23 protein-coding genes are annotated in these 25664 nt (G+C 67.3%); 9 read left to right on the top strand and 14 right to left on the bottom strand.

Features of this window, described 5'->3' with window-relative positions; all coding sequences use genetic code 11:
• Positions 1-75 precede the first annotated feature (75 nt).
• Both ACTWP6_RS22245 and ACTWP6_RS22240 read left to right on the top strand, forming a co-directional pair.
• A complete protein-coding gene (locus tag ACTWP6_RS22245) occupies positions 76-861 on the top strand; it encodes a 3-alpha-hydroxysteroid 3-dehydrogenase (RefSeq protein WP_260751272.1) in 786 nt (261 codons plus the stop codon).
• Between the two features lie 44 nt (positions 862-905).
• A complete protein-coding gene (locus tag ACTWP6_RS22240) occupies positions 906-2114 on the top strand; it encodes a cytochrome P450 (protein WP_260751271.1) in 1209 nt (402 codons plus the stop codon).
• Between the two features lie 162 nt (positions 2115-2276).
• Here ACTWP6_RS22240 and ACTWP6_RS22235 read toward each other — a convergent pair whose 3' ends face one another.
• Complete coding sequence (locus tag ACTWP6_RS22235) at positions 2277-3827, bottom strand: aldehyde dehydrogenase family protein (RefSeq protein ID WP_443188783.1); 1551 nt, start codon at positions 3825-3827, stop codon at positions 2277-2279.
• 128 nt (positions 3828-3955) lie between these two features.
• Between ACTWP6_RS22235 and ACTWP6_RS22230 the strand changes: the two genes are divergently transcribed.
• Positions 3956-5167, top strand: coding sequence for a CaiB/BaiF CoA transferase family protein (locus ACTWP6_RS22230; RefSeq protein WP_443188794.1), 1212 nt, complete (start codon positions 3956-3958; stop codon positions 5165-5167).
• A 78-nt stretch (positions 5168-5245) separates the two neighbouring features.
• Here ACTWP6_RS22230 and ACTWP6_RS22225 read toward each other — a convergent pair whose 3' ends face one another.
• A complete protein-coding gene (locus ACTWP6_RS22225; RefSeq protein ID WP_443188782.1) occupies positions 5246-7426 on the bottom strand; it encodes a molybdopterin-containing oxidoreductase family protein in 2181 nt (726 codons plus the stop codon).
• A 41-nt stretch (positions 7427-7467) separates the two neighbouring features.
• Here ACTWP6_RS22225 and ACTWP6_RS22220 point away from each other — a divergent pair, with 41 nt between their 5' ends.
• On the top strand, positions 7468-7842 hold the full coding sequence (locus ACTWP6_RS22220) for an NYN domain-containing protein (protein ID WP_443188781.1): 375 nt from the start codon (positions 7468-7470) through the stop codon (positions 7840-7842).
• A gap of 3 nt (positions 7843-7845) precedes the next feature.
• Here the strand turns inward: ACTWP6_RS22220 and ACTWP6_RS22215 are convergent, their stop codons facing one another.
• A complete protein-coding gene (locus ACTWP6_RS22215; RefSeq protein WP_443188780.1) occupies positions 7846-9069 on the bottom strand; it encodes a cytochrome P450 in 1224 nt (407 codons plus the stop codon).
• Between the two features lie 88 nt (positions 9070-9157).
• Here ACTWP6_RS22215 and ACTWP6_RS22210 point away from each other — a divergent pair, with 88 nt between their 5' ends.
• On the top strand, positions 9158-9967 hold the full coding sequence (locus ACTWP6_RS22210; protein WP_443188779.1) for a thioesterase family protein: 810 nt from the start codon (positions 9158-9160) through the stop codon (positions 9965-9967).
• A 35-nt stretch (positions 9968-10002) separates the two neighbouring features.
• Complete coding sequence (locus ACTWP6_RS22205) at positions 10003-11148, top strand: thiolase family protein (RefSeq protein ID WP_443188778.1); 1146 nt, start codon at positions 10003-10005, stop codon at positions 11146-11148.
• A 71-nt stretch (positions 11149-11219) separates the two neighbouring features.
• Here ACTWP6_RS22205 and ACTWP6_RS22200 read toward each other — a convergent pair whose 3' ends face one another.
• The 8 genes from ACTWP6_RS22200 to ACTWP6_RS22165 form a co-directional block, all read right to left on the bottom strand.
• Positions 11220-12416 carry an acyl-CoA dehydrogenase family protein gene (locus ACTWP6_RS22200; protein WP_443188777.1) on the bottom strand — a complete coding sequence of 399 codons (1197 nt, stop codon included), beginning with the start codon at positions 12414-12416 and terminating at the stop codon, positions 11220-11222.
• Between the two features lie 3 nt (positions 12417-12419).
• Positions 12420-13460: an acyl-CoA dehydrogenase family protein gene (locus ACTWP6_RS22195; protein WP_443188776.1), complete on the bottom strand. Its 1041-nt coding sequence runs from the start codon at positions 13458-13460 to the stop codon at positions 12420-12422.
• Positions 13461-13462: 2 nt separating this feature from the next.
• Entirely contained in the window at positions 13463-14233 is a 771-nt protein-coding gene (locus tag ACTWP6_RS22190; protein WP_443188793.1) for an amidohydrolase family protein, read from the bottom strand.
• A gap of 74 nt (positions 14234-14307) precedes the next feature.
• Positions 14308-15933, bottom strand: a complete 1626-nt coding sequence (locus ACTWP6_RS22185; RefSeq protein ID WP_443188775.1) for an acyl-CoA synthetase — start codon at positions 15931-15933, stop codon at positions 14308-14310.
• 28 nt (positions 15934-15961) lie between these two features.
• The gene (locus tag ACTWP6_RS22180; protein ID WP_260751258.1) at positions 15962-17212 is read right to left on the bottom strand and encodes an amidohydrolase family protein; all 1251 of its coding nucleotides are present in this window, start codon (positions 17210-17212) and stop codon (positions 15962-15964) included.
• Positions 17209-18084, bottom strand: a complete 876-nt coding sequence (locus tag ACTWP6_RS22175) for an enoyl-CoA hydratase (RefSeq protein ID WP_443188774.1) — start codon at positions 18082-18084, stop codon at positions 17209-17211. Before ACTWP6_RS22175 ends, ACTWP6_RS22180 begins: the two co-directional genes overlap by 4 nt.
• 183 nt (positions 18085-18267) lie before the next feature.
• Positions 18268-19065, bottom strand: a complete 798-nt coding sequence (locus ACTWP6_RS22170; protein WP_443188773.1) for an SDR family NAD(P)-dependent oxidoreductase — start codon at positions 19063-19065, stop codon at positions 18268-18270.
• A gap of 32 nt (positions 19066-19097) precedes the next feature.
• Entirely contained in the window at positions 19098-19859 is a 762-nt protein-coding gene (locus ACTWP6_RS22165; protein WP_260751254.1) for a crotonase/enoyl-CoA hydratase family protein, read from the bottom strand.
• 250 nt (positions 19860-20109) lie between these two features.
• Here ACTWP6_RS22165 and ACTWP6_RS22160 point away from each other — a divergent pair, with 250 nt between their 5' ends.
• Positions 20110-20856, top strand: a complete 747-nt coding sequence (locus ACTWP6_RS22160; RefSeq protein WP_443188772.1) for a TetR/AcrR family transcriptional regulator — start codon at positions 20110-20112, stop codon at positions 20854-20856.
• A gap of 80 nt (positions 20857-20936) precedes the next feature.
• On the opposite strand, the gene ACTWP6_RS22155 is transcribed toward ACTWP6_RS22160, so the two are convergent.
• The 3 genes from ACTWP6_RS22155 to ACTWP6_RS22145 all read right to left on the bottom strand — a co-directional run bounded on the left by ACTWP6_RS22155 (position 20937) and on the right by ACTWP6_RS22145 (position 23901).
• Positions 20937-22112: a thiolase family protein gene (locus ACTWP6_RS22155; protein ID WP_443188771.1), complete on the bottom strand. Its 1176-nt coding sequence runs from the start codon at positions 22110-22112 to the stop codon at positions 20937-20939.
• A gap of 79 nt (positions 22113-22191) precedes the next feature.
• Positions 22192-23100: an enoyl-CoA hydratase/isomerase family protein gene (locus tag ACTWP6_RS22150; protein ID WP_443188770.1), complete on the bottom strand. Its 909-nt coding sequence runs from the start codon at positions 23098-23100 to the stop codon at positions 22192-22194.
• Positions 23101-23124: 24 nt separating this feature from the next.
• Positions 23125-23901 (bottom strand): FadR/GntR family transcriptional regulator, encoded by a 777-nt coding sequence (locus ACTWP6_RS22145; RefSeq protein ID WP_443188769.1) that lies wholly within the window; start codon positions 23899-23901, stop codon positions 23125-23127.
• Between the two features lie 109 nt (positions 23902-24010).
• Between ACTWP6_RS22145 and ACTWP6_RS22140 the strand changes: the two genes are divergently transcribed.
• Both ACTWP6_RS22140 and ACTWP6_RS22135 read left to right on the top strand, forming a co-directional pair.
• Positions 24011-24811, top strand: coding sequence for an enoyl-CoA hydratase-related protein (locus ACTWP6_RS22140; RefSeq protein WP_443188768.1), 801 nt, complete (start codon positions 24011-24013; stop codon positions 24809-24811).
• A gap of 13 nt (positions 24812-24824) precedes the next feature.
• Positions 24825-25637 (top strand): enoyl-CoA hydratase/isomerase family protein, encoded by an 813-nt coding sequence (locus ACTWP6_RS22135; RefSeq protein WP_443188767.1) that lies wholly within the window; start codon positions 24825-24827, stop codon positions 25635-25637.
• Positions 25638-25664: the final 27 nt, after the last annotated feature.

The raw sequence follows: 25664 nt of genomic DNA, 5'->3' as shown, positions 1-25664 counted from the left end.
ATTGTCGGCCGTCGGCGAGTTCTTTACAGTCGTCCTTACTGTCGGACATTCGGGAAATTGCGGAAGTCGGTGCCCATGCAGGTTGAGAAGCGCAAGATCGTCGTCGTCGGAGCGGGTTCCGGCATCGGCGCGGCGGTCGCCGCGCACTTCCACGACAACGGTGACCACGTGCTGGCGGTCGATCTGCGCCCCAACGAGACACCCGCCGCGGCGCACACGCAGTGCGATCTGCGTGACCCACAGAGCATCGGCGGCCTCCTCGCCGACCTTGAGTCGGACTGGGACGTGCTCGCGCACGTCGCCGGGGTTCCGGGCACCGCGCCGGCCAACGACGTGCTGACGGTCAACTATCTGGGCATGCGCAAGATGGTCGAGGGCATGTTGCCGCGCATGCGCCGCGGCGGTTCGGTGGTCGCCGTCGCATCGATCGCCGGGATCGGCTGGGAGCAGCGCCTCGACGAGCTCTCCGAACTACTGGCCGCCACCGATCCCGAGGGCGTCGCCGCCTGGCAGTCCCGCCAGGATCCGTCGTATCCGGTGTACACCACCTCCAAGCAGGCGGTGATCCTGTACGCCAAGCGGCTCGCCGGCACCGCGCTGGCCCGGTACGGGGTGCGCGTCAACACCGTCAGCCCCGGGCCGGTGCAGACCCCGATCCTCGCCGACTTCGAACAGACGATGGGCAAGGACATCCTCGACATACTGCGCGACACCTACGGCAGACACGGCACCGTCGAGGACATCGTGCCCGTCATCGCGTTTCTTGCCTCCGACGCCGCGCAGTGGATCAACGGCCAGGATGTGCATGTGGATTCGGGGTTCGTCACGTCGATGACGGCGGGCACGCCGATCGCGCTGTAGGGCGACGCTGTACACGTCGATACTGTAAGCGTTACAGTATTGGCGTGGAGACTCCGGCGCAGGACCTCGCGAAGGGCGAGCCCATAGATCTGCGCGACCCCTACCCGATGTTCGCGCGCCGACGTGCCGAAGGCGGGGTGTTCCGCGGGTCGGTGATGGACTGGTCGAAGACACCGGATTCGCTGCGGCCCGACAACCTCTATGCGGCAGTGTCCTTCGACGCGGTCAATCGGGTGTTCCGGGACGGCAAGGTGTTCAATTCACGGATCTACGATTCCACGATCGGACTGTTCATCGGCCCCACCATTCTTGCCATGGAGGGCAAAACCCATTGGGAGCACCGCAATCTGGTCTCCGCCGCGTTCAAGACGCGGTCGCTGACCCGGTGGGAACCGGAGATCGTGCGGCCGGTGGTCAACGGTCTGATCGACGAGATCGTCGACCGCGGGCAGGCGGACCTGGTGCGCGACTTCACCCTGGAGTTCCCCACCCGGGTGATCTCGCGGCTGCTCGGCCTGCCTGGGGAGGACCTGCCGTGGTTCCGCAAGCGTGCCGTCGAACTGATCAGCTACACCATCAAATACAAGCGGGCGTTCGAGGCGTCGGCAGCGCTCAAGGACTACTTCCTCGCCCAGATCGACAAGCGGAGGGCCGCGCCGACCGATGACATCATCGGCGCTCTGGTGTCGGCCGAGATCGACGGCGAACGCCTCACCGACGAGGCGATCTACTCGTTCCTGCGCCTGCTGCTGCCGGCGGGCCTGGAGACCACCTTCCGTTCGTCGGGCAACCTGCTCTACCTGCTGCTGACCCATCGCGACCAGTTCGAGGCCGTCAACGCCGACCCTTCGCTGATCGGCGCGGCCATCGAGGAGGGGCTGCGCTACGAGACCCCGCTGACGACCGTGCAGCGTTTCGCCAACGAGGACACCGAGGTCGACGGCGTCGAGATCCCGGCCGGTTCGGTGATCGATGTCTGCATCGGAGCGGCCAACCGCGACGAGGCCCGCTGGGAGCGCGCCGAGGAGTTCGACATCTTTCGCACGCGGACCCCGCACCTCTCCTTCGCCGCCGGCGAGCACACCTGCATGGGCCTGCACCTGGCCAGGATGGAGACCCGGGTGGCCGTGGAAACCCTGTTGAGCAGGCTGTCGGACATCCAGCTGATCACCGACGACGACCCGCACATCCACGGCCAGCCGTTCCGCTCCCCGACCGCGCTGCCGGTCACGTTCACGCCCGCCACGCACTAGCCCCGCGGACCAGCGTCAGAATCCATGCCAAAGCGCCATACCGCCGCGGAACAGCATTCCTGGTCGCGATGTGGACCCGAATCACAGCCCTGGCTTCACGCTCGCCGGCTTGCCCTGCCACGCTCGCAAACCGACCAGCCATGCCGGGGCCCGCGAAGATGATCAGCTCGGCCTGCGCTCGCGCCGGGCGATCGTCTTGGTCTCCAGGTACTGCTCGAATCCTTCGATCCCGCACTGGCGTCCGACCCCGCTGCTCTTGTAGCCGCCGAACGGGGCGTCGGCGCCGTAGAACATTCCACCGTTCACGCCGAAGGATCCGGTCCGGACCCGGCGGGCGATGCTCATCCCGCGCTCGGCCGACCGCGACATCACCGCACCGGCCAACCCGAAGGCGCTGTCGTTGGCAAGGCGTACCGCGCCGTCGTCGTCGTCGAACGGCAGCAGCACCAGGACCGGGCCGAACACCTCCTGCTGCGCGATCGCCGCGCTGTTGCCGACACCGACCACCACGGTCGGCGCTACGTAGTGACCGTCGGCGAGATGCTCCGGCAGCCCCTGGACGGGACCGCCGCCCACGGTGATCTCGGCGCCGTCGCGCCGCGCGCCGTCGATGGCCTCGAGGACCCGGGCCTGCTGCGCGGCGCTGATCACCGGCCCGACAAGGGTGCCCGGGTCGACCGGATCACCCACCGGCATGGCCGCGTACGCGGCGGTGACGTCGGCGACGGCCTGGTCGTACAGCGACCGATGGATGAGCATCCGACTGGTCGCGGCGCAGGCTTGCCCGGCGTGCACGCAGACTCCCATCGCGGTGGGGACGATCACCGCGGGGTTGGCGTCGTCGAGGACGATGGCCGCCGACTTCCCACCGAGCTCAAGGAACATCCGCTTCATCGTGTCGGCGCCCAGGCGCATCAGCAGCTTGCCGACGGCGGTGGATCCGGTGAACGACACCAGGTCCACGCGCGGGTCGGTCCCGAGCAGGCCGGCGACCTCGTTGGAGGGGGTGGGCACGACGTTGACCACCCCCGCCGGGATGTCGGTGTTCTCGGCGATGAGCCGGCCCAGCCGGGTGGCGTTCCACGGGGTGTGCGGATCGGGCTTGAGGACGACGGTGTTGCCCGCCGCCAGCGCCGGCCCCAGCTTGTTCAGAACGACCTCGATCGGAAAGTTCGACGGCGTCACCGCGGCGACCACGCCGACGGGCTCCTTGACCACCGTGCGGATGTTGCGCTCGCCGAACAATCCGCCGCCGTCGAGCAGCCGCTCCCACTCGAACGCGTCGATCAGCGAAGCCGGGTAGCGCAGCGACTCGGCCAGCGGCCAGTCCAGCTGGGCGGATTCGGTCGTCATCACCGGGCACCCCACTTCGGCTACGAGTTCGGTTCGCAGAGACTCTTTTTCGGACTCGATCGCGTCCTGCAGCTGAGCCAGGCACCGTTTGCGCAACTCCCGGTTCGTCGGCCAGTCGGTGGTGTCGAAGGCGGTGCGTGCCGCGGCGATGGCGCGCAGCATGTCCCGCTCGCCGGCCGCCGCGGTCACGCCGAGCACGGCACCGGTGGCCGGACTGCGGTTGTCGAACTGCGCGCCGGACTCGGCGTCGACCAACTCGCCGTCGATCAGCATCCTGTGTTCGGCCCGCTGCGCCGCGCGCCTGCCCCAGTCGACACTGGTGTCGACACCGCCGATTGTCTCGGTCACCGCGTCGCTCATCGGACACCTCCGGGGCCGCTGTTCTCGGATGCTCAACGGTAAACATTACAGTATTGACGCTCCGCTAGACTCCCCGACAAGCGCCGTTCGACACCATCGTCAGAAGGGGAATCCACGTGATCAAGGTGATGGAGGGCGTCCGCGTCCTCGAGGTTGCGCAGTTCACGTTCGTCCCCGCGGCGGGCGCGATCCTCGCCGACTGGGGCGCCGACGTCATCAAGGTCGAGCACCCCGTGCGCGGTGACACCCAGCGCGGCTTCATCAACATGGGCGGGTTCCAGCTGGATCCCGACCGCCACCCGCTGATCGAGCATCCCAACCGCGGCAAGCGCAGCGTCGGCATCGACGTGTCCACGCCCGGCGGCCAGGAGGTGCTCTACGAGATCGCCAAGACCGCCGATGTGTTCCTGACCAACTACATGCCGGCCCAACGCCAGAAGAACAAGTTCGACATCGAGCACATCCGCGCGGTCAACCCGAACATCATCTACGCCCGAGGCAGCGCCTACGGCGACAAGGGGCCCGAGCGCGACACCGGCGGCTTCGACGGCACCGCGTTCTGGACGCGCAGCGGTGTTGGGCACGCACTGACCCCCGAGGAGATCGGCGGCGCGCTCTCACAGGGGATTCCGGCGTTCGGCGACTCGATCGGCGGGATGAACATCGCCGGCGGGATCTCGGCGGCGCTGTTCCACCGCGAACGCACCGGTGAGGCCGTCGAACTCGACGTGTCGCTGCTGAGCACCGCGTGGTGGGCGGCGGGAGCCAGCGTGACGCAGGGCATGGAGACCGGTGAGACGATGCGCTCGCTGATGCCCGATTCGGTCAGCTCGGTCAACCCGTTCATGGCGAACTACCTGACTTCCGACGGCGGCACCATCAACCTGTGCATCGTGAGCCCGACCGGCTACATCCGCGATGCCTTCGAGCATCTCGGCCTGCCGGAACTGGCCGACGATCCGCGGTTCAACGACGTCATGCCGTTGATCGAGAACTCCGAGGAAGCGGCCCGGCGCATCGCCGAGTCGATCCGCAGCAGGCCGTTCGAGTACTGGCGCGAGCACCTGAAAACCATGAAGGGTCAGTGGGCGCCGTTCCAGAGTCTGGTCGACCTGGGCACCGACGAGCAGGCCCTGGCCAACGACATGGTCGTCGAGGTGGAGGCGAGCGACGGTGGCACGCCGTTCAAGGTGGTGCGCGGCCCGGTGCAGTTCAACCACGAGCCGCTGCAGACCACCCGGGCGCCGCAGGCCTCAGAGCACACCGAGATCGTGCTGATGGAGCTCGGGCTGGACTGGGACCGCATCGAGGCCCTGAAGGACAGCGGCGCCATCGCCTAGCCCAACCTCGCGCCGAAATCGCATTCCACGCTGCAACTTTCGCGACAAAGCCGCGTGGAATGCGATTTCGGCGGAATGTCACACAGGTTCGACACGGACCGGTACGCCGGTCAGCCACGCCATCCCGGACAGCGATTCCACGTCACCGGGCTCGCTGGAGGTCAACTGGTTGACGTTGGGGCCGCCGGCCCGATTCGCGAGCTGCCATCCGCCGGATCCGTTGTGCCCCCAGCCGTGTGGCAGCGCGATCACCCCGGCCACGATGTCCCTGGTCAGCGTAATGGGCACGGTGATCCGGCCGTAGGGTGAGCTCACCTGGACCTCGCTGCCATCGCCGATCGAGAGGTCGGCGGCGTCGTCGGCGTTCATCAGCCCGTGCGGGCTACGGTCGCCGCGCATCAGCAGCGGGGCGTTGTGCATCCACGAATTCTCCGAACGCGGCTCGCGCATCCCGATCATCCTCAGCGGGTAATCCGCCGGCGCGTTACGCACCGCCAGCATGGCGATCTCACGTGCGATGTCGCTGTGAGACAGGTGGATCCGGCCGTTCAGGTAGGAGACCGCTTCCTTGAGCACCCCGGTTCTCAGATGCGGCGAGATGACCGTCCCGTGCGGGTGGTCCCGCGTCAGCCGGGCGAAGGTCAGCCCGCCTCGGCGTAGCCCGAAGCGGTCACCGCTCGCACTGAGACGGATGATCCCGTCGGCGAGCCGCCGCGGTGTGAACGGCACCCCGAGCCGCTTCGACAGGCGTCCCGCCCCGGTCAGGGCCGCGAACACGCGTGACTGCCCCGACAACCGGTGTATCAGCTCGCCGACGATCTCCCACTCCTGCCGGGCCTGGCCCACCGGCGCGATCACCGCTTCGGTGGCCTGACGAAACGGTGTGGCCTGGAACGGCTGGAAGGTCAGCGGAAAGTCGTCTCGTTCGTACATGGTCGTCACCGGAAGGACATAATCGCAGTGGGCCGAGGTCTCGGTCAGGTAGAAGTCCAATGCGACAGCCAGTTCCGACGAATCCAGAGCCGCGGCGAGTTCGTCACCGTTGGGCACCGACAACACCGGGTTGCCCGCACTGATGAACATCGCCCGGATCTGACGCTCGCCCGGGGTGGTCATCTCCTTGGCCATCAGCGCCGCGGGCTCGGAGCCGATGACTGCCCGGAAGCCGCCGATGCGGGAACGCCGGCGCCGGTAGGTCCGCCGCAAGAGCGAGCCCATGCCGACGTTCACCCACCGCTGGACCGGCAGACCCATTCCGCTGATGACCGAACCGCCCGGGACGTCGAGGTTGCCCGCGACGAGGTTGACGACGTCGATCAGGTAGGACGTCAGGGTGCCGTGCCGGCCGACACAGGTGCCCAGTCGCCCGTAGACGGCCGCGCGTGGGGTCGTCGCCAGGTCACGGGCCAGCCCGCGCACCACCTCGGGGTCGATCCCGGTGTGGGCCGCGGTGGCCTCGGGCGCGAACGGCCTCACCTGGCCCCTCAGCCAGTCGAGACCGTCTGCGCGGGCGTTGATTTCGCACGTGTGCGCGAGCCCCTCGGCGAACATCACGTGCAGCAGCGACAGCAACAGCAACGCGTCGGTGTCGGGCACGATGCCGCACCATTCGAACTGGGCCGCGGTCTCGGTCTTGCGGGGATCGATCACCACGACGCGGCCGCCCCGCCGGATGATGTCGTGCATCCGGTCCCGGATGCGGGGCGCGGTCAGGAAACTTCCGTGGGAAACCACGGGGTTGGCGCCCATCACGACGAGGAGGTCGGTGCGGGCCAGGTCCGGGATGGGTACCGAGGTCGGGGTGCCGTAGAGCAGCTGACTGGCCCTCAGCCGGCTGTTGGTGTCCTGTGAGGACGCCGTGTAGAAGTGGGTGCCCGCACCCAGGCCCTTGACGAAAGCCAGTATCGAGAGCACGTGCGAATAGCTGAACGCGCCCGGATTGCCCATGTACCAACCGACGGCGCCAGGACCCCGGTCATGCAGCACCGTCGACAGCCTTGCGGTGATGTCGGTGAGCGCTTCCTCCCACCCGATCGGCACGAACCCGGCGGGGGTGCGCCGCATCGGCGTGGTCACCCGATCGGGGTCGTTGACGACCCCGGTGAACGCGATGCCCTTCTGGCAGGCGAAACCCGCCGACAACGGATGCTCCTTGTCCGGACGCAGCGCGGTCAGCGTGCCGTCCTCGACGGTGGCGATCATGCCGCACAGCGGCTCGCAGATCCGGCAGAACGTGCTCTTCTGGACCACCTCGGACATCCGATCGCCTCCCCGCACTGATATTCGCTAGTCTGAGCACAATGCGCTGGATTGTCGATGGCATGAACGTCATCGGTTCGCGCCCCGACGGCTGGTGGCGCGACCGGCACCGCGCGATGGCCAACCTTGTGGAGTCCCTCGATCGGTGGGCGGCCGGTGACGACGCCGAGGTGACGGTGGTGTTCGAGCGTCCCCCGTCCCCGCCCATCGAGTCCTCGGTGGTCGCGGTGACGAGCGCACCGTCACCCGCGCCGAACTCCGCCGACGACGAGATCGCCCGGATGGTTCGCGACGACCCGCATCCGGAGCAGCTTCGGGTCGCCACATCGGATCGCGCATTGTCCGAGCGGGTTCGCGCCGCGGGTGCGACGGTCTTTCCCGCCGAACGCTTCCGCGAGCTGATCGACCCACGCTGAGCCTCACCGCAGGATCCGCACCGGCACATTCGCCCACCCCGACACGTTCTGCATGCTGACCCGCCGGCAGCCGTCCCAGTCCACTTCGTAGCGCGGCATGAAGTCGAGCAGCATGTCGAGCGCGATCGAGCTCTCCAGGCGCGCCAGCGCCGCACCCAGACAGCTGTGGATGCCGTAACCGAAGCCCAGATTCTGGGCTTCGGTGCGGTCGCGGTTGATGTCGAACACATCCGGGTCGGTCCAGGCTTCGGGATCGCGGTTGGCCGATGCACCCAGCAGGAAGACGGGTGCGCCGGCCGGAATCGTGACACCGTGCAGTGTCACCGGACGGTTCGACCGGCGCACGTTGTACTGCACCGGGGCGTCGTAACGCAGCAGCTCCTCGATCGCGACGCCGATCTTGCCGCGGTCGTCGAGCAGCTGCTGCCACTGATCGGGATGGCGCGCGAATGTCACCGCCGCACTGCCCACCAGCTTCGTCACCGTTTCGGCCCCGGCGCCGCCCAGCAGCGTCGCGAACCCGGCGATCTCGGAGTCCTTGAGCCGGTCGACGGCGCCGTCCTCGCGCTCCACCTCGGCGGCGATGAGCGCGCTGATCATGTCGTCGCGGGGGTCCCGGCGCCGCTGCTTGATCAACGTGTCGTACATCAGCCAGGTTTCGGCCATCGCCTGCATGCCGGACTCCGACATGTCGATCTGGCCCGGCTCGCGGTGCAGCGACTCGTCGATCCACAGCCGGACCTGCTGCCGGTACTTCTGCGGCACCCCCAGCATCTGGGTGATCACGTCGACCGGGAAGTAGACCGAGAAGTCCTGCACCACATCGAAACTGTCATCGCGGACGGCTGACAGAAACCGCGCGACGGTGTCGGTGACCATCGCGCGCAGCGCTTCGATCGCCCGTGGGGTGAACACCTTGTTGACCAGGCTGCGCATCGCGCGGTGTTCCGGCGGATCGATCGAGATGATCATTTTGGCCGGGACCTTCTCGCCCCGGCGCACCATGCCGAGATCGACACCGTAGGCCGACGAGTAGGTCGCGAAGTCCTTCAGGCCGGCGGCGACATCGGCGTGCCTGCTCAACGCGTAGAAGTCATATGTGGCGTTGTAGTAGACCGGCGCCTCGGCGCGCAACCTCGGATAGGCGGCGTGCGGATCGTCGTAGAACTCCGCACTGAACGGGTCGAAGACCACGCCGGAGTCGTGCTGCGCCTCCACGCCGGCCATGATCGCCTCCTGTAAGCCATCCAGTTGTGCTTTCGGTAACAGTCACCCTATCCTGCTGGTGGCCGCCGTGTGCAAGACAGGACGGGACGTGACCGACGCCTATTACGACCTCGTCGACTCCGACGACGCCCGCGGAGAGAAGTTCGCGGCATCCGAGCACGTCATCAGCACATGGGGATCCGACATGCAGAACGCCGCACCGGTGTCGGCACTGCTGGTCCGGGCGGCCGAGCGCTGCGCCCCGCGCGACGACATGCGTCTGAGCCGCGTCGTGGTTGACCTGCTGGGCCCGGTACCGGTCGCCGGCGACCTGTGGGTCCGCGCATCCGTCGAACGTCCCGGCCGCAAGATCGAGTTGGTCGGCGCCGAGATGCTCGCGGACGGGCCGGACGGGACACCCAGGCCGGTCGCGACCGCGTCGGCGTGGCGGTTCCAGCGATCGGAGGCCGGGCCGCTGCCAGACTCCCCCGCCGAACCGATGCGACCAGTGGGCGAGGGTATGCGCCGCCTACCCGACGACGGCACCGAGCGGACCTACATACAGAGCCTGGACTGGCGCTGGCTCAACGACATTCTCAACAGCGCGCGGGCCGAGTGCTGGGCGTGCCCGCTGGTCGACCTCGTCGCCGGCGAGGAGATGACACCCGCACAGCGCTTGTTCTCCGTCGCCGATATCGCCAACGGCATGGGCAGCCGGCTCGACACCGGCCGGTACACCTTTCTCAACACCGACCTCGCCGTGCACCTCCACCGGCTGCCGGCGGGCCCGTGGATCGGGGTCCGCTCGGAGAACCACTACGGCGACGACGGAGTCGGGGTGTCGCGCGGGATGTTGTTCGACGAAACCGGACCGGTGGCGGCCATCCAACAGGCACAGCTGGTCCGCCGGCGCCAGTAAGCCGTAACCGACACCGCGGAAAGGACTCTCACACCATGCACGACGTCGCGATCATCGGGGTCGGACTGCACCCGTTCGGCCGGTTCGAGGGAAAGACCGCCATGCAGATGGGGGTCGATGCGATCACCGCCGCCGTCGCGGATGCGGGTGTGTCCTGGAACGACATCCAGTTCGGCGTTGGTGGCAGCTGGACGGTCGCCAACCCGGATGCCATCGTCGGCATGGTCGGACTGTCCGGCATCCCGTTCACTAACGTGTTCAACGCCTGCGCGACGGCCGCGAGCGCCACCAAGGCCTGCGCCGACGGAATCCGCTTGGGCGACTACGCTATCGGCATCGCAGTGGGGCTGGACAAGCATCCGCGCGGCGCGTTCACCGAAGATCCCGGCCTGGTCGGCATGCCCAGCTGGTACGCCGAGAACGGCCAGTACCTGACCACGCAGTTCTTCGGCATGAAGGCCAACCGCTACCTGCACGAGCACGGCATCAGCCATCGCACGCTGGCGAAGGTGGTCAACAAGAACCTGCGCAACGGCGCGCTCAATCCCAACGCATTCCGGCGTAAGCCGATGGACGAGGACGTGATCCTGGACTCGCCGATGCTGAACTACCCGCTGACGCAGTACATGTTCTGCTCCCCCGACGAAGGCGCCGCCGCGGTGGTCATGTGCCGGGCCGACCTCGCGCACCGGTACACCGACAAGCCGATCTTCGTGCGCGCAGTGGAGGTCCGTACGCGCAAATACGGTGCCTACGAGGTGAATACGACGTTCGCACCAGTCGACGAGGATGTCGCGCCCACCGTCTACGCCTCCCGCGCGGCGTTCGAGAAAGCGGGTATCGAACCGTCCGACGTGGACGTGATCCAGTTGCAGGACACCGACGCCGGCGCCGAGATCATCCACATGGCTGAGGCCGGCTTCTGCGCCGACGGCGACCAGGAGAAGCTGATCGGCGACGGTGCCACCGAGATCGGCGGGGCGATGCCGGTCAACACCGACGGCGGGCTGCTGGCCAATGGTGAGCCGATCGGCGCATCCGGGCTGCGGCAGGTGCACGAAATCGTCCGGCAGTTGCGCGGGCAGGCCGGTGACCGGCAGATCCCCGGCGAGCCGAAGGTCGGTTTCGCACAGTTGTACGGAGCTCCGGGCACCGCGGGCGCGACGATCCTCACTACTTAGACTTCCGCGAAATTGCATTCCAGCAGCGAAATATCGAGTAAACCCCTGCTGGAATGCAATTTCGGCGAGATTCAGGACGCTGTGCGCGGTGGTGAGTAGTTCGGCTTGCCCAGGCCCAGCACGTACTGCGCGATCATGTTGCGGAACACCTCCAGGGTGCCGCCGTAGATCCCGACCAGCGGCGCGAACCGGTAGATGTACTCGGATGCCCCGTCGTCGGCGGCGCCGTCGGTGCCCACCGGCAACGCCGAGGCGGCGCCCATGACGTCCATCAGGTCCGGTGAGATGTCGCGCATGGTCTGCGCCAGCGCGACCCGGCCGAAGATCGACGGCGCCGACAGGGCAGCCTCGAGCCGGGCCACGCTGCGGCCCAGTCGGTAGGCGACGGCGCCGTCGTCGATCAGCCTGCGGCCGTTGGGGTCAGGGACCGTCGACTTCTGTGCGGCCTTATCGACCGCAGCGGCCATGAACATGGCCTGGTGCATCATGATCGACACGTCGGCCAGACCGTCGTCCGCGGCGGCGACGTCACCGTGCTCGGCATTGAGCGGCTCGCGCACCACCGCCCAGCCGCCGTTGACCTCGCCCAGCCGGTACCGGTCGTCGATCCGGACGTCGCTGTAGTAGACGATGTTGGTGCGGTCGCCGTCGACGGTGCGGATACCTTGGATCTCGATCCCCGGGGTATCCAGCGGCACCAGAAACATGGTGAGACTCTTATGTTTCGGCGCGCCCGGATCGGTGTTGGTGATCAGGAAGACGTACTGGCAATTGTGGGCGCCGGTGGTGAACATCTTCGATCCATTGATCACCCAGGTTGATCCATCCGCTTCCCGCACCGCCCGGGTCTTACACGTCGCGACATCCGAGCCACCCTCGGGCTCGGTGTAGCCCAGGCACAATCGCACATGCCCACTGTAAACACGCGGCAGCACTTCGTCTTTGAGCTCAGGTGAGCCGAACTTCTCCACCGACTTGGTGATCATCGCGGTGGTCCCGGACGTCACCCAGGGCACTTGGGCGCGGCGTTTCTCCAGTTCCCAGATCCGTCGCTGCACCCGTGTGAACGGCCGCTCGGTGGCCGGGTTCCAGTCACGATCGAGGTAACCCGCCGCGCCGAGCGCGAGGTGCACGCCCTCATCGAAGTTGTCGCCGGTCTCCCGGTCCCGGCGGATCACCTCCTCGGTGACGATCTCGCTCAGGAAGGACCGGACCTCGTCCTGGAACTTCTGCTCCTCGTCCGAGAGCTCCACCCGTGAGAAATCCACTGTTCAGCTCCGTCCCTCGCGCTCGGCCACGATGCCGGCGATGTACTTGGCGGTGGCACCCGGATCGCCGCCGGCAACCGCCCACCCCCTGGCCCGAACCAGGTACGCCGTCGCGGCGGCCTCGGCGGAAACCCCGAGACCGCCCTGGACGTGGACGGCCATCGTGGCAGCCTTGGCAGCCTCCTCTGCCATGAACACGAACACCGACGGCGCCAGTTCCCGGCGTTCGTCGGGCTCGTTGTCGAGGAACCAGGCCGCGCGGCGAGCCAGGTTGCGGCCACCCTGCACGGTGATCGCGATGTTCGCCAGCGGATGCGAGATCGCCTGCAGCGTCGAGATCGGCACACCGAGCGTGTAGCGCGTCTTGGAGAACTCCGCAGCGATGGTCATGGTCTCCTCGACAAGTCCGACCAGTGCCGCACCGGTCAACAGGCGCCATTCATCCAGCGCGCGTCGGTATTCGGCCAGCGCCTCCGGCCCGCTGCCCAGCACCGTGCGGCTGTCGGCACCGGCGGGATCCACCCACGCCATCGGCAGCTTGCCGATGTTGTCGACCCGGGCCGGACGGGTCGAGAACCCGCAGAGCACGACGTCGTCCCCGTCGCGGACCACGACGTGGTCGGCGACGGAGCCCGCCGGGATCAACCTGACCCCGGAGCCGTTGTCCTGCTGCGGATCCAGTGCGACGATCTGCCGGCCGTCGACGATCTCGACGTCGACACCGCCGAGACGGGCCAGCAGCCGGGCCGCCACGACGTGGTCGATCCACGGCACCGGCGCCAGTGAGCGCCCGATCTCCTCGGCGACCAGCGTCAGGTCCACCAGCGTGGCTCCGTCCCCGCCCACGGACTCCGGAAGCGCCATCGTCGTGGCCCCCATGGCGCACAACCGCTCCCACAGGCTCTTGTCGAAGCCGGACTCCTCGGCGGCGCGCACCGTCTCGATGGTGCAGCGGGTGGCGAAGAAGTCTCTATAGGCCGCCTGGAGGGCCTGATGGTCCTCGGACAGGCTGTAGTCCAGCCTGCGCAGTTCGTACCGGTCCACGGTCAGGTCTCCTGTTCTGCGGGGCCGAAGAAGAAGTCGTTGGCGTTGTTGTAGAGATAGTTGTCCAGGACATCGGGGGGCAGGTCGAGCGCGAGCGCCTCGGGGACGACGCGGCTCTGCCGCAGCACCGGCCAGTCCGAGGCGAAGATCACCTTGTTCTTGCCGCGGGTGCGCATGAAGTGAATCAGGCTGTCGGGCAGACGTTTCGGTGACCATGCCGAGGTCATGATGCGTAAGTTGGCGTACTTGATCAACAACCGGATCGCGACGTCCCACCACGGGTCCGCGCCGTGGATCATGCACAGCTTCAACTCTGGGAAGCGCACACAGACTCGGTCGAGGTGGATCGGGTTCTGCACCTCGCCGGGAATCGGCGGTCCCGGCAGCCCGGTGTTGATGCACAGCGGCAACCCGAGTTCGGCGCACTTGGTGTAGAGCGGATAGTAGACCGCATCACTGGGCGGGTACATGCCGTCACCCCAGAAGCTGGGTCCGACAACGGCATACACCACCGGCAGGTCGGCGACGACCGCTGTGAGCTCACGTAGCGAGGGCATCGGGCGCAGCAGATTCACGCCGCCGACGGCGAGGGCGAACTTGTCCGGGCGTTCCTCGACGAACTTGCGGGCGGTGACAGAGGGCTTGGCGAGGTTGTCCATCAGGATCGCCTTCTCGACACCGTGCTCGGCCATCTCGTCGAGCAGCGCCGGCAACTCGACTTGGTCGTATAGGGACTGCGGACCCTTGAAGTAGTCGTCGCGGACCTTGAGCATGAACTCGGGTTGCTTGGCTGTCTCACCGAAGTGCACGTTGACCAGCGCATCAATGACGCGGTCGACCTTCGGGGTCACGGCTGACCCGCCAGCGTGTCCTGCTGTGTCACCTGGCTTTTCGCCCATCGATAGTCGGCCTTTCCGTTGCCCAACCGGCGAACAGTGTCGACAAAGAGGAATTCCTTGGGCGCCTTGTAGCGGGCCAGCGACGAGTGGCACGCCTGCCGCAGCGCCTCGGGCTCCACCAGCGCGCCCGGCTGCTTCTGGATCAGCGCGACGATCTCCTGACCCCAGCGCTCGCTGTCGCGACCGATCACCAGCGCGTCGGCGACGCCGCTGTGTGCGCGCAGCACTTCCTCGACCTCTTCGACGAAAACCTTCTCGCCGCCGGTGTTGATGACCAGCGAGTCACGCCCGTACAGCCGGATGGTGCCGTCGGCCTCCAGCGAAGCCCGGTCCCCGGAGATCACCACACGCCGACCGTCGACCGACGGGAACGTCCGCGCGGTCGCGTCGGCATCGTCGAAGTAGCCCAGCGGAATCCGGCCCTCCCGCGCCACCCAGCCGATCTCGCCGTCGCCAGGCTGCAAGAACCTGGTGCGGTCTTCGGACAGCAGGACCACACCGTCGCGCCGTTCGAAGGTCTCCTTGCGGTCATCGCGCAGGCTGCGCCCAAAGGCCATGTTCCCGGTCTCCGACGACCCGTAGCCGTTGATCAACGTGATCTGCGGAAGCAGCTCGAGCAGCGCGTCCTGGTGACGCTGGTTGGTTGCCGCGCCTCCGGTGCCGATCGCGAACAGCGACGACAGATCATAGGGGCGACGCCGCAGCTCGGCGATCAGCGGTCCGGCGTACGCGTCGCCGACCATGGTCATCAGGCCGACCTTCTCGCGTTCGGCGGTGGCCAGCACCGCGGCCGCATCGAGTGTCGGTTTGTCGTACAGGATTACGGTCTGGCCGTTGAGCAGTGCCGCGAACGCGGTCCACATCCCGGCGGCGTGCATCAGCGGCGACACCGCGAACCAGGGCGGTCCGGCGTGCTGCACCTTGGCATGGATCTCGTCGACCGATTCGTGGTCGGCGCCGTTCATGGATACCACGTAGGTGTCGGATTGGCGCCACATCACGCCTTTGGGCCGGCCGGTGGTCCCCCCGGTGCAGATCATCATCACGTCGTCGGGCGACGGCGTGATCGGCTGGTCCGCCTCGCCCGCGACGAGCGCGTCGCCCAGGTTCACCGCACCGGTCAGCGCAGGCGCGTCAGAGCCGTCGTCGATCGAGATGATCACGTCCACGCCGTCGCGGGGCAGCACGTCGGCGAACTTCGCGCCGAGCGAGCGGTGGACGACGACCGCCCGGGGCCGCAGATACGCCAGCAGTTCGTCGACCTCGCGCGGCGTGTAGTTGAAGTTGACGTTCACAGGTACCGCACGCGCCTTCAGCGCGCCGATCACCATGTCCGGGTACAGGTCGTTGTGCATGATCAGCGCGACGCGGTCCTGGCCGCACTCCCAGCCGTCGAGCGCGTCGCGCTCCTGGTGCGCGCCGATCCCGTTGGCGCTCAGGAAGTTCGCGAGCCGACGGGTGCGCTCGGCCGTCTGCGCGTACGTGCTCCGGCGGTCACCGCAGACCGTCATCAACCGGTCGGGTATCGCGTCGGCGATGGCGTCGACGACACTGCCGATCGTCCACTCGGACACCGTCACACTCCTCGCGTCCGGGGCATCGTCAGGTGGTGGTGATGTGTGCGCCGACGAGGGTGAGAGCGTTGTCGCGCATCACCTTGCGGGTGTCCTCGTGGCTGAACTCGGGGAACTGCGGAATGTCAGCGGTGAACGACGTGGGATCGGCCAACCCCTCCCCGTGCGGCCAGTCCGACCCGAACAGGATCTTGTCCACCCCGATGGTGTCGGCGAGCAGTTTGACGTCGTCCTCGTAGTACGGCGCGATCCAGACGTTGTTCCGCAGCTGCTCGAGCGGGTCCTCCTTGTAGTGGTGCGGCGCATTGTTCGCGGACTTCTTGAGCCGCTTGATCAGCCGGTAGACGAAGTAGGAGCCGTTCTCGATGCTGGCCACCTTGAGCTTGGGGTGCCGGGTGAACACCTGGTGGACGATCATTGCGGCGATGGTGTCGTGGATGGCGCGATCGTCCATGATCACCATGTCGAGCGGATCGCGCTTGCCGAAGCCTTTGAACACCCCACTGCCGCCCCACAGGGCCGGGATGGCCATGTAGCCGGAGTCGGACAGGTGGAAGACCACCGGGACGCCCGCTTCGGCCAGCCGCGCCCACACCGGGTCGTGCACCGGATCGCCGAGCGAGCGGGGCCGGACTTCACCGGGCACCGGCGCAGGCCGCACGCACACGATCTTGGCGCCCCGGCTGAGGACGAACTCGACCTCCTCGACCGCCTTCGGCACGTCGGCCAGCGAGATGATCGGCGCGGCGAGGATGCGATGGTCCGGCCGGTCGAATCCCCAGTCCTCGTCGAGCCACAGGTTGAACGCGTGGACCGACGCCATGGTGGCCGGGATGTCGTGCTTGAGACCCTCCTCGACGCCGCACGCGAACGTCGGCAGCATGAACGCCGTCTCGAGGTTCTGCTTGTCGAGGATCGTCACCCGGGCGTCACGGTTCTGGTACTCGGGGTGGTCGGCGAGTCGATCGACCTTCATCAGCGAAGCCGGGTCGACGCCCTCGGGGATCTCACCCCGGAACAGCAGATCCAGGCAGCCCGGTTCGATGATCGGGTCGAAGGTGGGGTTCGGGATGAAGTGATTGATCACCCCGCCGAACACCGCGTAGGTGCGCTTGCCGTCGCTGAGCATCTGCACCCCGCGGCTGCGGAACTCCTTGGGCAGGTGGCGGGTGAACGAGTCGATCGGCTCGTAGTAGTGGTTGTCGACGTCGATCGCCCGGTAATCCAGTGGTTGTACCTTCGGATGCTGGGGTGGCAACGCGTCGTGCTCTGCAGTCATGGCGTCTCCTCCTTGAGCGGTGGGAAGCTGGGCGGTCTCTTCTCGAAGAAGGCGGTGATGCCCTCGATGAAGTCGGGACGGAGCATCGACTCGTGCATCAGTTTCTCCGCATCCGCACTCGCATCGTGCAGGTTTCGCACAGCGTCCCCAAAGATCTGCCGCTTGATCACCGCGAGTGAAGTCGGCGCGCAATGGCGGGCCATGTCCTCGGCATAGGCCAGGGTGTGCGTCATCAGGGCCTCGGGGGCGACGACGTCGGTGACCAGCCCGAGTTCTTTGGCTTCCTCGGCGTAGAACGTGCGCCCGGACAGCAGCAGGTCGGTCGCGGCGCCCCAGCCGACGATCCGCGGCAGGATCCACGAGATCCCGTATTCGGCGATCAGGCCGCGGCGGGAGAACGCGGTGGTGAACTTCGCGCCCGCCGCGGCGAAGCGGATGTCACACATCAGCGCCTGGGTGAAGCCGATGCCGGCGCAGGCACCGTTGATCGCCGCGATCAAGGGTTTGCGCAACTGGGTGACGAAGTGCGGATGGCGTTCACCGACAAGCTGGGACACGTCGGTGTCGACCGGGCCCGCCTCCCCTTCGCCTCGCTCGCCGCTGCCGGCTTCGCTGATCGAGTCCAGGTCCCCCATGTCGGCGCCGGCGCAGAACGCCCGACCGTTTCCGGTGAGCACGATGACGCGGACGTCGGGGTCGGCCTCGGCACGGTCGACGCACCGGTAGAACGCGCGCGCCAGGCCCCCGCCCCAGGAGTTCATCCGTTCCGGCCGGTTCAGCGTCAGCACCGCGACGCCGCTGTCGCCCACCTCGTACAGCACCGGCTCTGGGGCTGCGGCAGCCGGCTGTCCGGCGCGATCGACAGCGCTCACCGACAAACCTCCTCAGCTCGACAGATGCTCATACTGTACACCTATCGGTAGTGGCTTCTACAACCGCTCGGGCGGCTATTCGCCTGTCCGCCCGAGGTTCTGGTAAGCGGCGCGAATCCGCTTCTGCGCCAACTCCGCAAGCTGATCCGGCCCCAACTCCCGGCGACGTCCGGATCCCCCTGATCAGGTGAAGTCGCTACCGCCGTCGACGTTGATGTTGGCGCCGGTCATGTAGGAGTTCCGCCGCGACGCCAAAAACGCGACGACGGGCCCGATCTCGGTCGGCAGGCCGGCGCGGGGCAGATGCGCGGGGTGGCCGAAATACTCATCGATCGCGGCCATCAGCGCATACGGGTCGCTGCCGTCGACGCCCACCGAGTCGGCCCAGCCGAGCAACGCCTCGGATGCGATACTGCCGGGCGAGACGACGTTGACCATGATCTCGTCCGGCGCCAGCAGAAGCGAAAGGTTTTTCGAGACACTGGTGACCATCGCCTTCGCGGCGGTGTACGCCGGCAGGATGACACTCTGGCGCTGCGTCGAGTGCGCCGAGAAGTTCACGATGCGCGCCCACTCCGCCGCCCGCAGCAGCGGCAAGGCGGCGCGCACGCACCTCACCATGCCCATCGCACCCGCGTCGACGGCCCGGCTCCAGTCGGCGTCGGTCAATTCGTCGAACGTTCCGCGCACATCGGGGCCGACGGCGTTGACCAGGATGTTGAGCTCGCCGTTCCACCGCTCACCCAGTGCGGCGAACGCACGCTGAACGGCGGTGTCGTCGGTGGTGTCAGCCACCACCCCCACGGAATCCGGACTGCCCCGGCCCCGCAACTGCGCGGCCGCGTCGTTCAGCGCGTCGCGGGAACGGCCGATCAGCGCGACGCGCGCGCCGTCGTCGGCGAAGCACTGCGCAGCGGCCAGGCCCATACCGCGGTGACCGCCGACGACGACCGCGGTGGCGTCGCGCAGGCCCAGGTCCATTCAGACGTTCCCGTCCAGCCGAACCGACCCCCTCAGGTGCCCGTCCAGTTCGGCTTGCGTTTCTCGGCGAATGCCGTCGCGCCTTCCATCGCGTCCTTGGACGAGAAGACCGGGAAGGCGATTTCGCCCTGCTTCTTCCACATCTCGGCCTCGGTCCAGTCTGCCGACTTCACGATGACCTCCTTGGTCGCCGCAACCGCCAGCGGACCGTTGGCGGTGATCCGTTCGGCCAGCGCCAGTGCGCCGTCGAGCGCCCCGCCCGGTTCGGTCAACACGTTGACGAAGCCCCACTGCGAAGCCTCCTCGGCGGTGAAGCTGTCGCCGGTCAGCGCGAGTTCGAGCGCTTTCTGATACGGGATTCGCTTCTGCAGCCGCAGCAGGCCGCCGCCCGCGGCCACCAGCCCGCGCTTGACCTCGGGAATGCCGAACTTCGCGTTCTTGGCAGCAACGATCAGATCGGTGGCCAACACGATCTCGGTGCCACCGGCCAGCGCGTAGCCCTCGACCGCGGAGATCACCGGCTTGCGCGGCGGACGCTCGGTGAACCCGATCCCGCGACCTTCGATGGCGGGCACCTCGCCGGCCATGAACGCCTTCAGATCCATCCCGGCGCAGAAGTTGCCGCCCGCGCCGGTGATGATCGCCACCGACAGCTCAGGGGTGCCGTCCAGCTCGTCCATTGCGTCGGCCAGGCCCTGCGCCACCGCGAGGTTGAAGGCGTTGCGCGCCTCCGGGCGGTTGATGGTGATGATCAGAACCCGGTCCCTGCGTTCCAGAAGAACCTCGTCAGCCACGTGTCGCCCTTCACTTTTCGAGTGGGATGTCGTCGCGTATCGCTGGAAAAGCTTACTATAGGACTTACAGTAAATGGTCGGAACCGCGACGTGGGTTCCGGTCGGAACCCACCGGTAAGGTCGCGCAGACGACGACGCAGCGAGCTGACCGCAAAGACGCAGGCCAGCGTACCTACGGCGGTGGATTCCCGACCGGCCGCCCCGCCCGACGGCGCTGCGGACGCAGCATCGAGACGATGGAGGTGCCCCAGTGGCGAAGCAGGCGACCGCGGAGAAGCGGCAACGGCGTGAGCGCGGGTCCATCAATCCCGACGACATCATCAAGGGCGCTTTCGAACTCGCCGAACAGGTCGGCATCGACAACCTGAGCATGCCGCTGCTGGGCAAGCATCTCGGCGTGGGCGTCACCAGCATCTACTGGTACTTCCGCAAGAAGGACGATCTGCTCAACGCGATGACCGATCGCGCGTTGCGTCAGTACGCGTTCGCCACTCCGTATGTCGAGGCCAAGGACTGGCGCGAGACGCTGGCTAACCATGCCCGGTCGATGCGCCACACGTTCAACGGCAACCCGATCCTGTGCGACCTGATTCTGATCCGTTCGGCGTTGAGCCCGCGTGCGGCGAAAGTGGGTGTGCAGGAGGTGGAGAAGGCGATCAGCAGCCTGGTCGAAGCGGGCCTGTCCCCCGAAGACGCCTTCGACACCTACTCCGCGATGTCTGTCCACGTGCGCGGATCGGTGGTGCTGCAGCGTCTGCGCGAGAAAAACCTCGCCGGCGAGGACGGCCACGGCGACATCGACGACACCATGGCGATCGACCCGGAGTCCGCCCCACTGCTGGCCGCAGTCACGCAGAAGGGTCACCACCTGAGTGGATCAGACGACCGCAACTTCGAGTTCGGCCTGCAATGCATCCTCGATCACGCCGACCGCCTCATCGAGCAGAACGCCAGGCCCGCACGCAAAACCGCGAAAGCCCCCGCCCGTAAGCGTTGATCTCCCATTCGCGCCGAAATCGCATTCCACGCGGTCGTTACGCGACCTGACCCGCATGGAATGCGATTTCGCCGGAGGCTTTAGACCTCGATGACGACGCCGCCACCCTGGCCGCCGCCGGCGCACATCGCGGCGACACCGATGCCGCCGCCGCGGCGCTGCAGTTCGTAGACCAGCGTGGTGACCATCCGGGCGCCGGAGGCGGCGATGGGATGCCCGAGGCTGCAGCCGCTGCCGGAGAAGTTCACGAGTTCCTCGTCGATGCCGTACTCCTTGCAGGCCGCGATCGGGACGGACGCGAACGCCTCGTTGATCTCCCATAGGGCGACGTCGGACGGCTTCAGCCCGGCCCGGTCGAGCACCCTGCCGATGACCTTGACTCCGCCCAGGCCGGTGTCGCGCGGCGCCACGCCCACCGCACCCCACGCCCTGACCTTGGCCATCACGTCGAGGCCGTTCGCAGCGGCGTAGTCGGCCTCGACGAGGGCCACGCCCGCGGCGGCGTCGTTGGTGCCGCTGCTGTTGCCCGCGGTGATCGAGAAGCCGTCGATCTCGGGGTGCAGCACCTTCAAGCCCGCCAGCTTCTCCACGGTGGTGTCGCGGCGCGGGTGCTCGTCGACGCTGAAGTCGATGACCGAACCGTCGAACTGCTCGACCTTGAGCGGCACGATCTCGTCGACGAACTTGCCGGCGTCGATCGCGGCGACGGCACGCTGGTGGGACCGGGCGGCCCATGCGTCCATCTCCTCGCGGGTGATGCCCGCGGCCTGCGCGGTGTTCCAGCCGACGGTGATGGACATGTCCCTGGTCGGCGCGTCCGGCGTCTCGACGTGCGTGGGCGGCATCCACCGCTCCTCGAACTTCAGCTCGGGGCCGGGGATGCGCCAGTTCACCAGCGGGGTCATCGACAGCGACTGCACGCCCCCGGCGATCAGCACCCGCTCCATGCCGGAGCCGATCTGGGCAGACGCGTTGCCGATCGCGGTGAGGCTGCCGGCGCAGTGCCGATTCACCGATTGACCGGGCACATGCTGCAGTCCGGCGGCATCGGCGGCGTAGCGTGCGAGATCGCCACCACCGTAATGGGATTCAGCGAAGATGATGTCGTCGATGTCGGCGGGGTCGACGCCGGAGCGGCGGATGACCTCGGGCAGCACCGTGGTGATCAGGGTTTCGGGCGGGGTGTTGACCAGTGTGCCCTTGAACGAGCGGCCGATGGCCGTCCGGGCAGCACCGACGATGACGGGTGTTGGCATGCTCTTCGACCTCGGTTTCGTGACAGACAGACGTTACAAAACTAACAGATAATGTAGTGTCGACAGAAGGTGAGCCAGATCACTCGGCGTGGGAGTCGGGGTATAGCTCGGGCTCCGGGACGTGGAAATGCTCGTCACGCAGCCGGAAGGCCTCTCTCGTCCCGTGCTGCGCACGCGTCTTGACGAAGTTGAACTCACCCTCGGCGAACTGCAGGTTCGTCCCGTATGCGTGGAACAGGTAGCTCGCGACCTCTTCGCCCTGATAGGCCTGACTCTGCTCGACGAGCCGGAACGCCTCCTTGGCGATCACCACACCGTCGGCCGGCATTTTCGCGGCCTTTTCGGCCCAGTACCGCGCCCTGGCCGGCACCGCGGCAGCGTCACAGGTGTCGGTGAACACGCCTAGGTGCTCGACATCCCCGGCCGAGATGACGTCACCGGTCAGCAGCAGCCGCCGGGCCAGCACCGGGCCCAGCCGGTGGAAAAACATGTGCAAGCTACCCAGCGCGGGCCCGAGGAATCGGGTGGCCGGCATGCCGATCCTGGTGTCGCGGGCGATCACCGAGATGTCGGTCATCAACGCCATCTCGAACCCACCGCCCAGCGCGTACCCGCTGATCTCCCCGACGGTGACCTTCGGGAAGCCCATCAGGTTGTGGTAAAAGCCGAAGGACTTGCGGTCCACTGTCAGCCGCCGACGCTGACTGGGCCGCCTGGCCTCAGGAGCGCCCTGGTCGCGCGCCGACCCGCCATACCAGCCGTACGCGTTGTTCATATCGGCGCCGGTGCTGAACACGCCGTCGGCCCCGCGCAGCAACACCACGGTGATGTCGTCGTCCTCGGCGACGTCGTCGAGGTAGCGTGCGAGCAAGTTCCGCATCGAGGCGTCGTAGGAGTTGCGCCGCTTCGGGTTGTTCAGCGTGATGGTGGCAATGCGCTTGTCGCGATCGACCTCGAACAGCACGCGGCCGTCATCGGTGCTCGTCATGGTGAATCCTGTCGTCGTGGGGTGTCAACGGTCGTGATTGGCGATCAGCTTCGCTTCGATGGTTCTGTCCGAGCCGACGGCCAGGGTGTTGCGGCGGGCGGCGGCGAGGTGATCCTGCGCCAATCGCACTGCGCGTGAGGAGTTTCCGTCGACGATCGCCTCGACGATCCGCTGATGATCGCGCAATGCCGCGCGCATGATCTTCGGCCGCATCGGTTCCTCGGGGTGGCATTCGTCGCTCCACACCGAGGACTCGTGCGCTGACCAGATGACCTCCAGCGACCCGATGAGCAGGATCATCGGCTCGTTGCCGCACCGCGCCACGACCGCTTCGTGAAATCGGCGAGCGTTGGGCACATAACGAGACGAGTGATCGAAATGCTCGACCTGCGCGTCGATCGCCGCCTGCAGGTGAGGAACCACCTCGGTCAGACGGTCCTCACGCGCCGCGCACATCCCGGCACAGATCGGTTCCAGATGCAGCAGCGCCTCGCTGACGTCGGTCGGGGTGGCCGAGCGGGTCTGCAACACCATGCCGATCATCTGCGCGGTGCGCTCAGCCGAGGGCAGGTGCACGACCGCCCCGCCGACGTTGCCGCGCCGCACCGAGATCAGACCGTCGGACTCCAGGATGTGGACGGCCTCCCGCACGGCGGGCGGACTGACCCCGAATTCGGCGAACAGGGCCTCCTGTGAGGGCAGCACGTCGCCCGCCTTGAGCCGCCCGGTCAGGATGTCGTCACGCAGCCGGGACGCCACGAGTTCTGCGACCCGTGGCTGGCGAATACGCGGTGCCGGCACTGTTCCCTCGACGGCCTTTCCTTGCTAAGTTGTACAAGATACTAATCGTAGTGCCAACTGTATGGCTATCTGTATAGCTTTTCCGCAGCGCCTGAAGGGACGGTGCCTGGTGCGAGACGACGCCGGCGCGGTGCGAATCGTCAGGGACGACGCGGTCCTGCGGATCATTCTCGACCGACCCGCCCGGCGAAACTCGCTGAGCCACCCGATGATCGACGATCTGGTCGCGACCCTGACCTGCGCCGCCTCGGACGACTCGGTGCGTGCGATCCACCTGACCGGCGCCGGCGAGGATTTCTGCTCCGGCGCCGATTGGGTCGCCACCAACAGCAGTGGCCGCAGACCGAGGCCGGGCAACCTCGTCCGGCGTATCCCACACGCGGCCAACCGGGTTGTCGAATTGATCGCCACAATTCACCTGCCGGTGGTGTGCACCGTGCGCGGCTGGGCGGTCGGGCTGGGCGCCAATCTCGCCCTCGCCGCGGACTTCACCCTCGCCACTCCCGAGTCGAACCTGTGGGAACCGTTCGTCGACCGCGGCTTCAGTCCGGATTCCGGCTCGACCTGGCTGCTACCACGCCTTGCCGGTGTGGCGCGCGCCAAACGCATGCTGCTGCTGGGCGAGAAGGTGACCGGCGCCGACGCCGCGGACTGGGGGCTGATCCATCAGGCGCTGCCGGCCGACGAGATCGACGCGGCGGCAAGCGACTTGGTGACCCGGCTGGCATCGGGACCGACGGTGGCGCTCGGGCTGGCCAAGCAGGCGATCAACTACGGCCTGCATGCGACCCTGCCCCAGTCCATGGCCCACGAGTTGGCGAGTCTGGAACTGGCCTGTCGGACAGCAGATTTCAAAGAGGGACTGGCAGCGTTCCGGGCTCGCCGCGCTCCCGATTTCAAGGGCGAATGAGGAAAGAAGACACGTGAGTCCCCACACCTACGACACCATCGGCTACGAGGTCGACGGGCACAAGGCCACCATCACGCTGAACCGGCCCGAGGCACTCAACGCGCTGTCCCCGCACATGATCGGTGAACTGCGGGCGGCCTACGACGAGGCGGAGAACGACGCCGACGTCTGGCTGATGATCGTCACCGGGACCGGCCGGGCGTTCTGCACCGGCGCGGACGTCAAGGAGATCCCGGAGGACGGCAAGGTCATCTACGAACGGCCCTATCTGTCGACCTACGACCAGTGGGAAGCCCCGCAGGAGGGCACACCCCCGTTCCGCCGGATGGCCAAACCGGTGCTCGCCGCGATCAACGGGATCTGTTGCGGCGCCGGGCTCGACTGGGTAACGACCGGGGACATCGTGATCGCGTCGGACAAGGCCACCTTCTTCGACCCTCACGTCAGCATCGGGTTGGTCGCCGCCCGGGAGATGGTGCGACTGGCCCGCGCCTTGCCGCGGTCGGTGGCCCTGCGGATGGCGTTGATGGGTAAGCACGAGCGCATGAGCGCCGAGCGCGCCTACGAACTGGGAATGGTGACCGAGGTCGTCGAACACGACAAGCTGCTCGAGCGTGCCCACGAAATCGCCGACATCGTGAACTCCAACGCCCCCCTCGCGGTGCGCGGCACCCGGCTGGCCATCCACAAGACCCTCGACCTACCGCTCCTGGAGGGCGAGATCCTCGCCGAGACATTCCGCGAGCGCGTGGTGCGCACCGAGGACGCCCAGGAGGGACCGCTGGCCTTCGTCGAGAAACGCACCCCCAACTGGCAGTGCCGATGAGCGCCGGCCCGAAGATCACAGGCCCCC

Source organism: Mycobacterium sp. 4D054 (assembly GCF_052245755.1).
Taxonomy (GTDB): domain Bacteria; phylum Actinomycetota; class Actinomycetes; order Mycobacteriales; family Mycobacteriaceae; genus Mycobacterium.
Note: the sequence above shows the minus strand (reverse complement) of the source record. Positions and strands in the feature narration are given on the sequence as shown.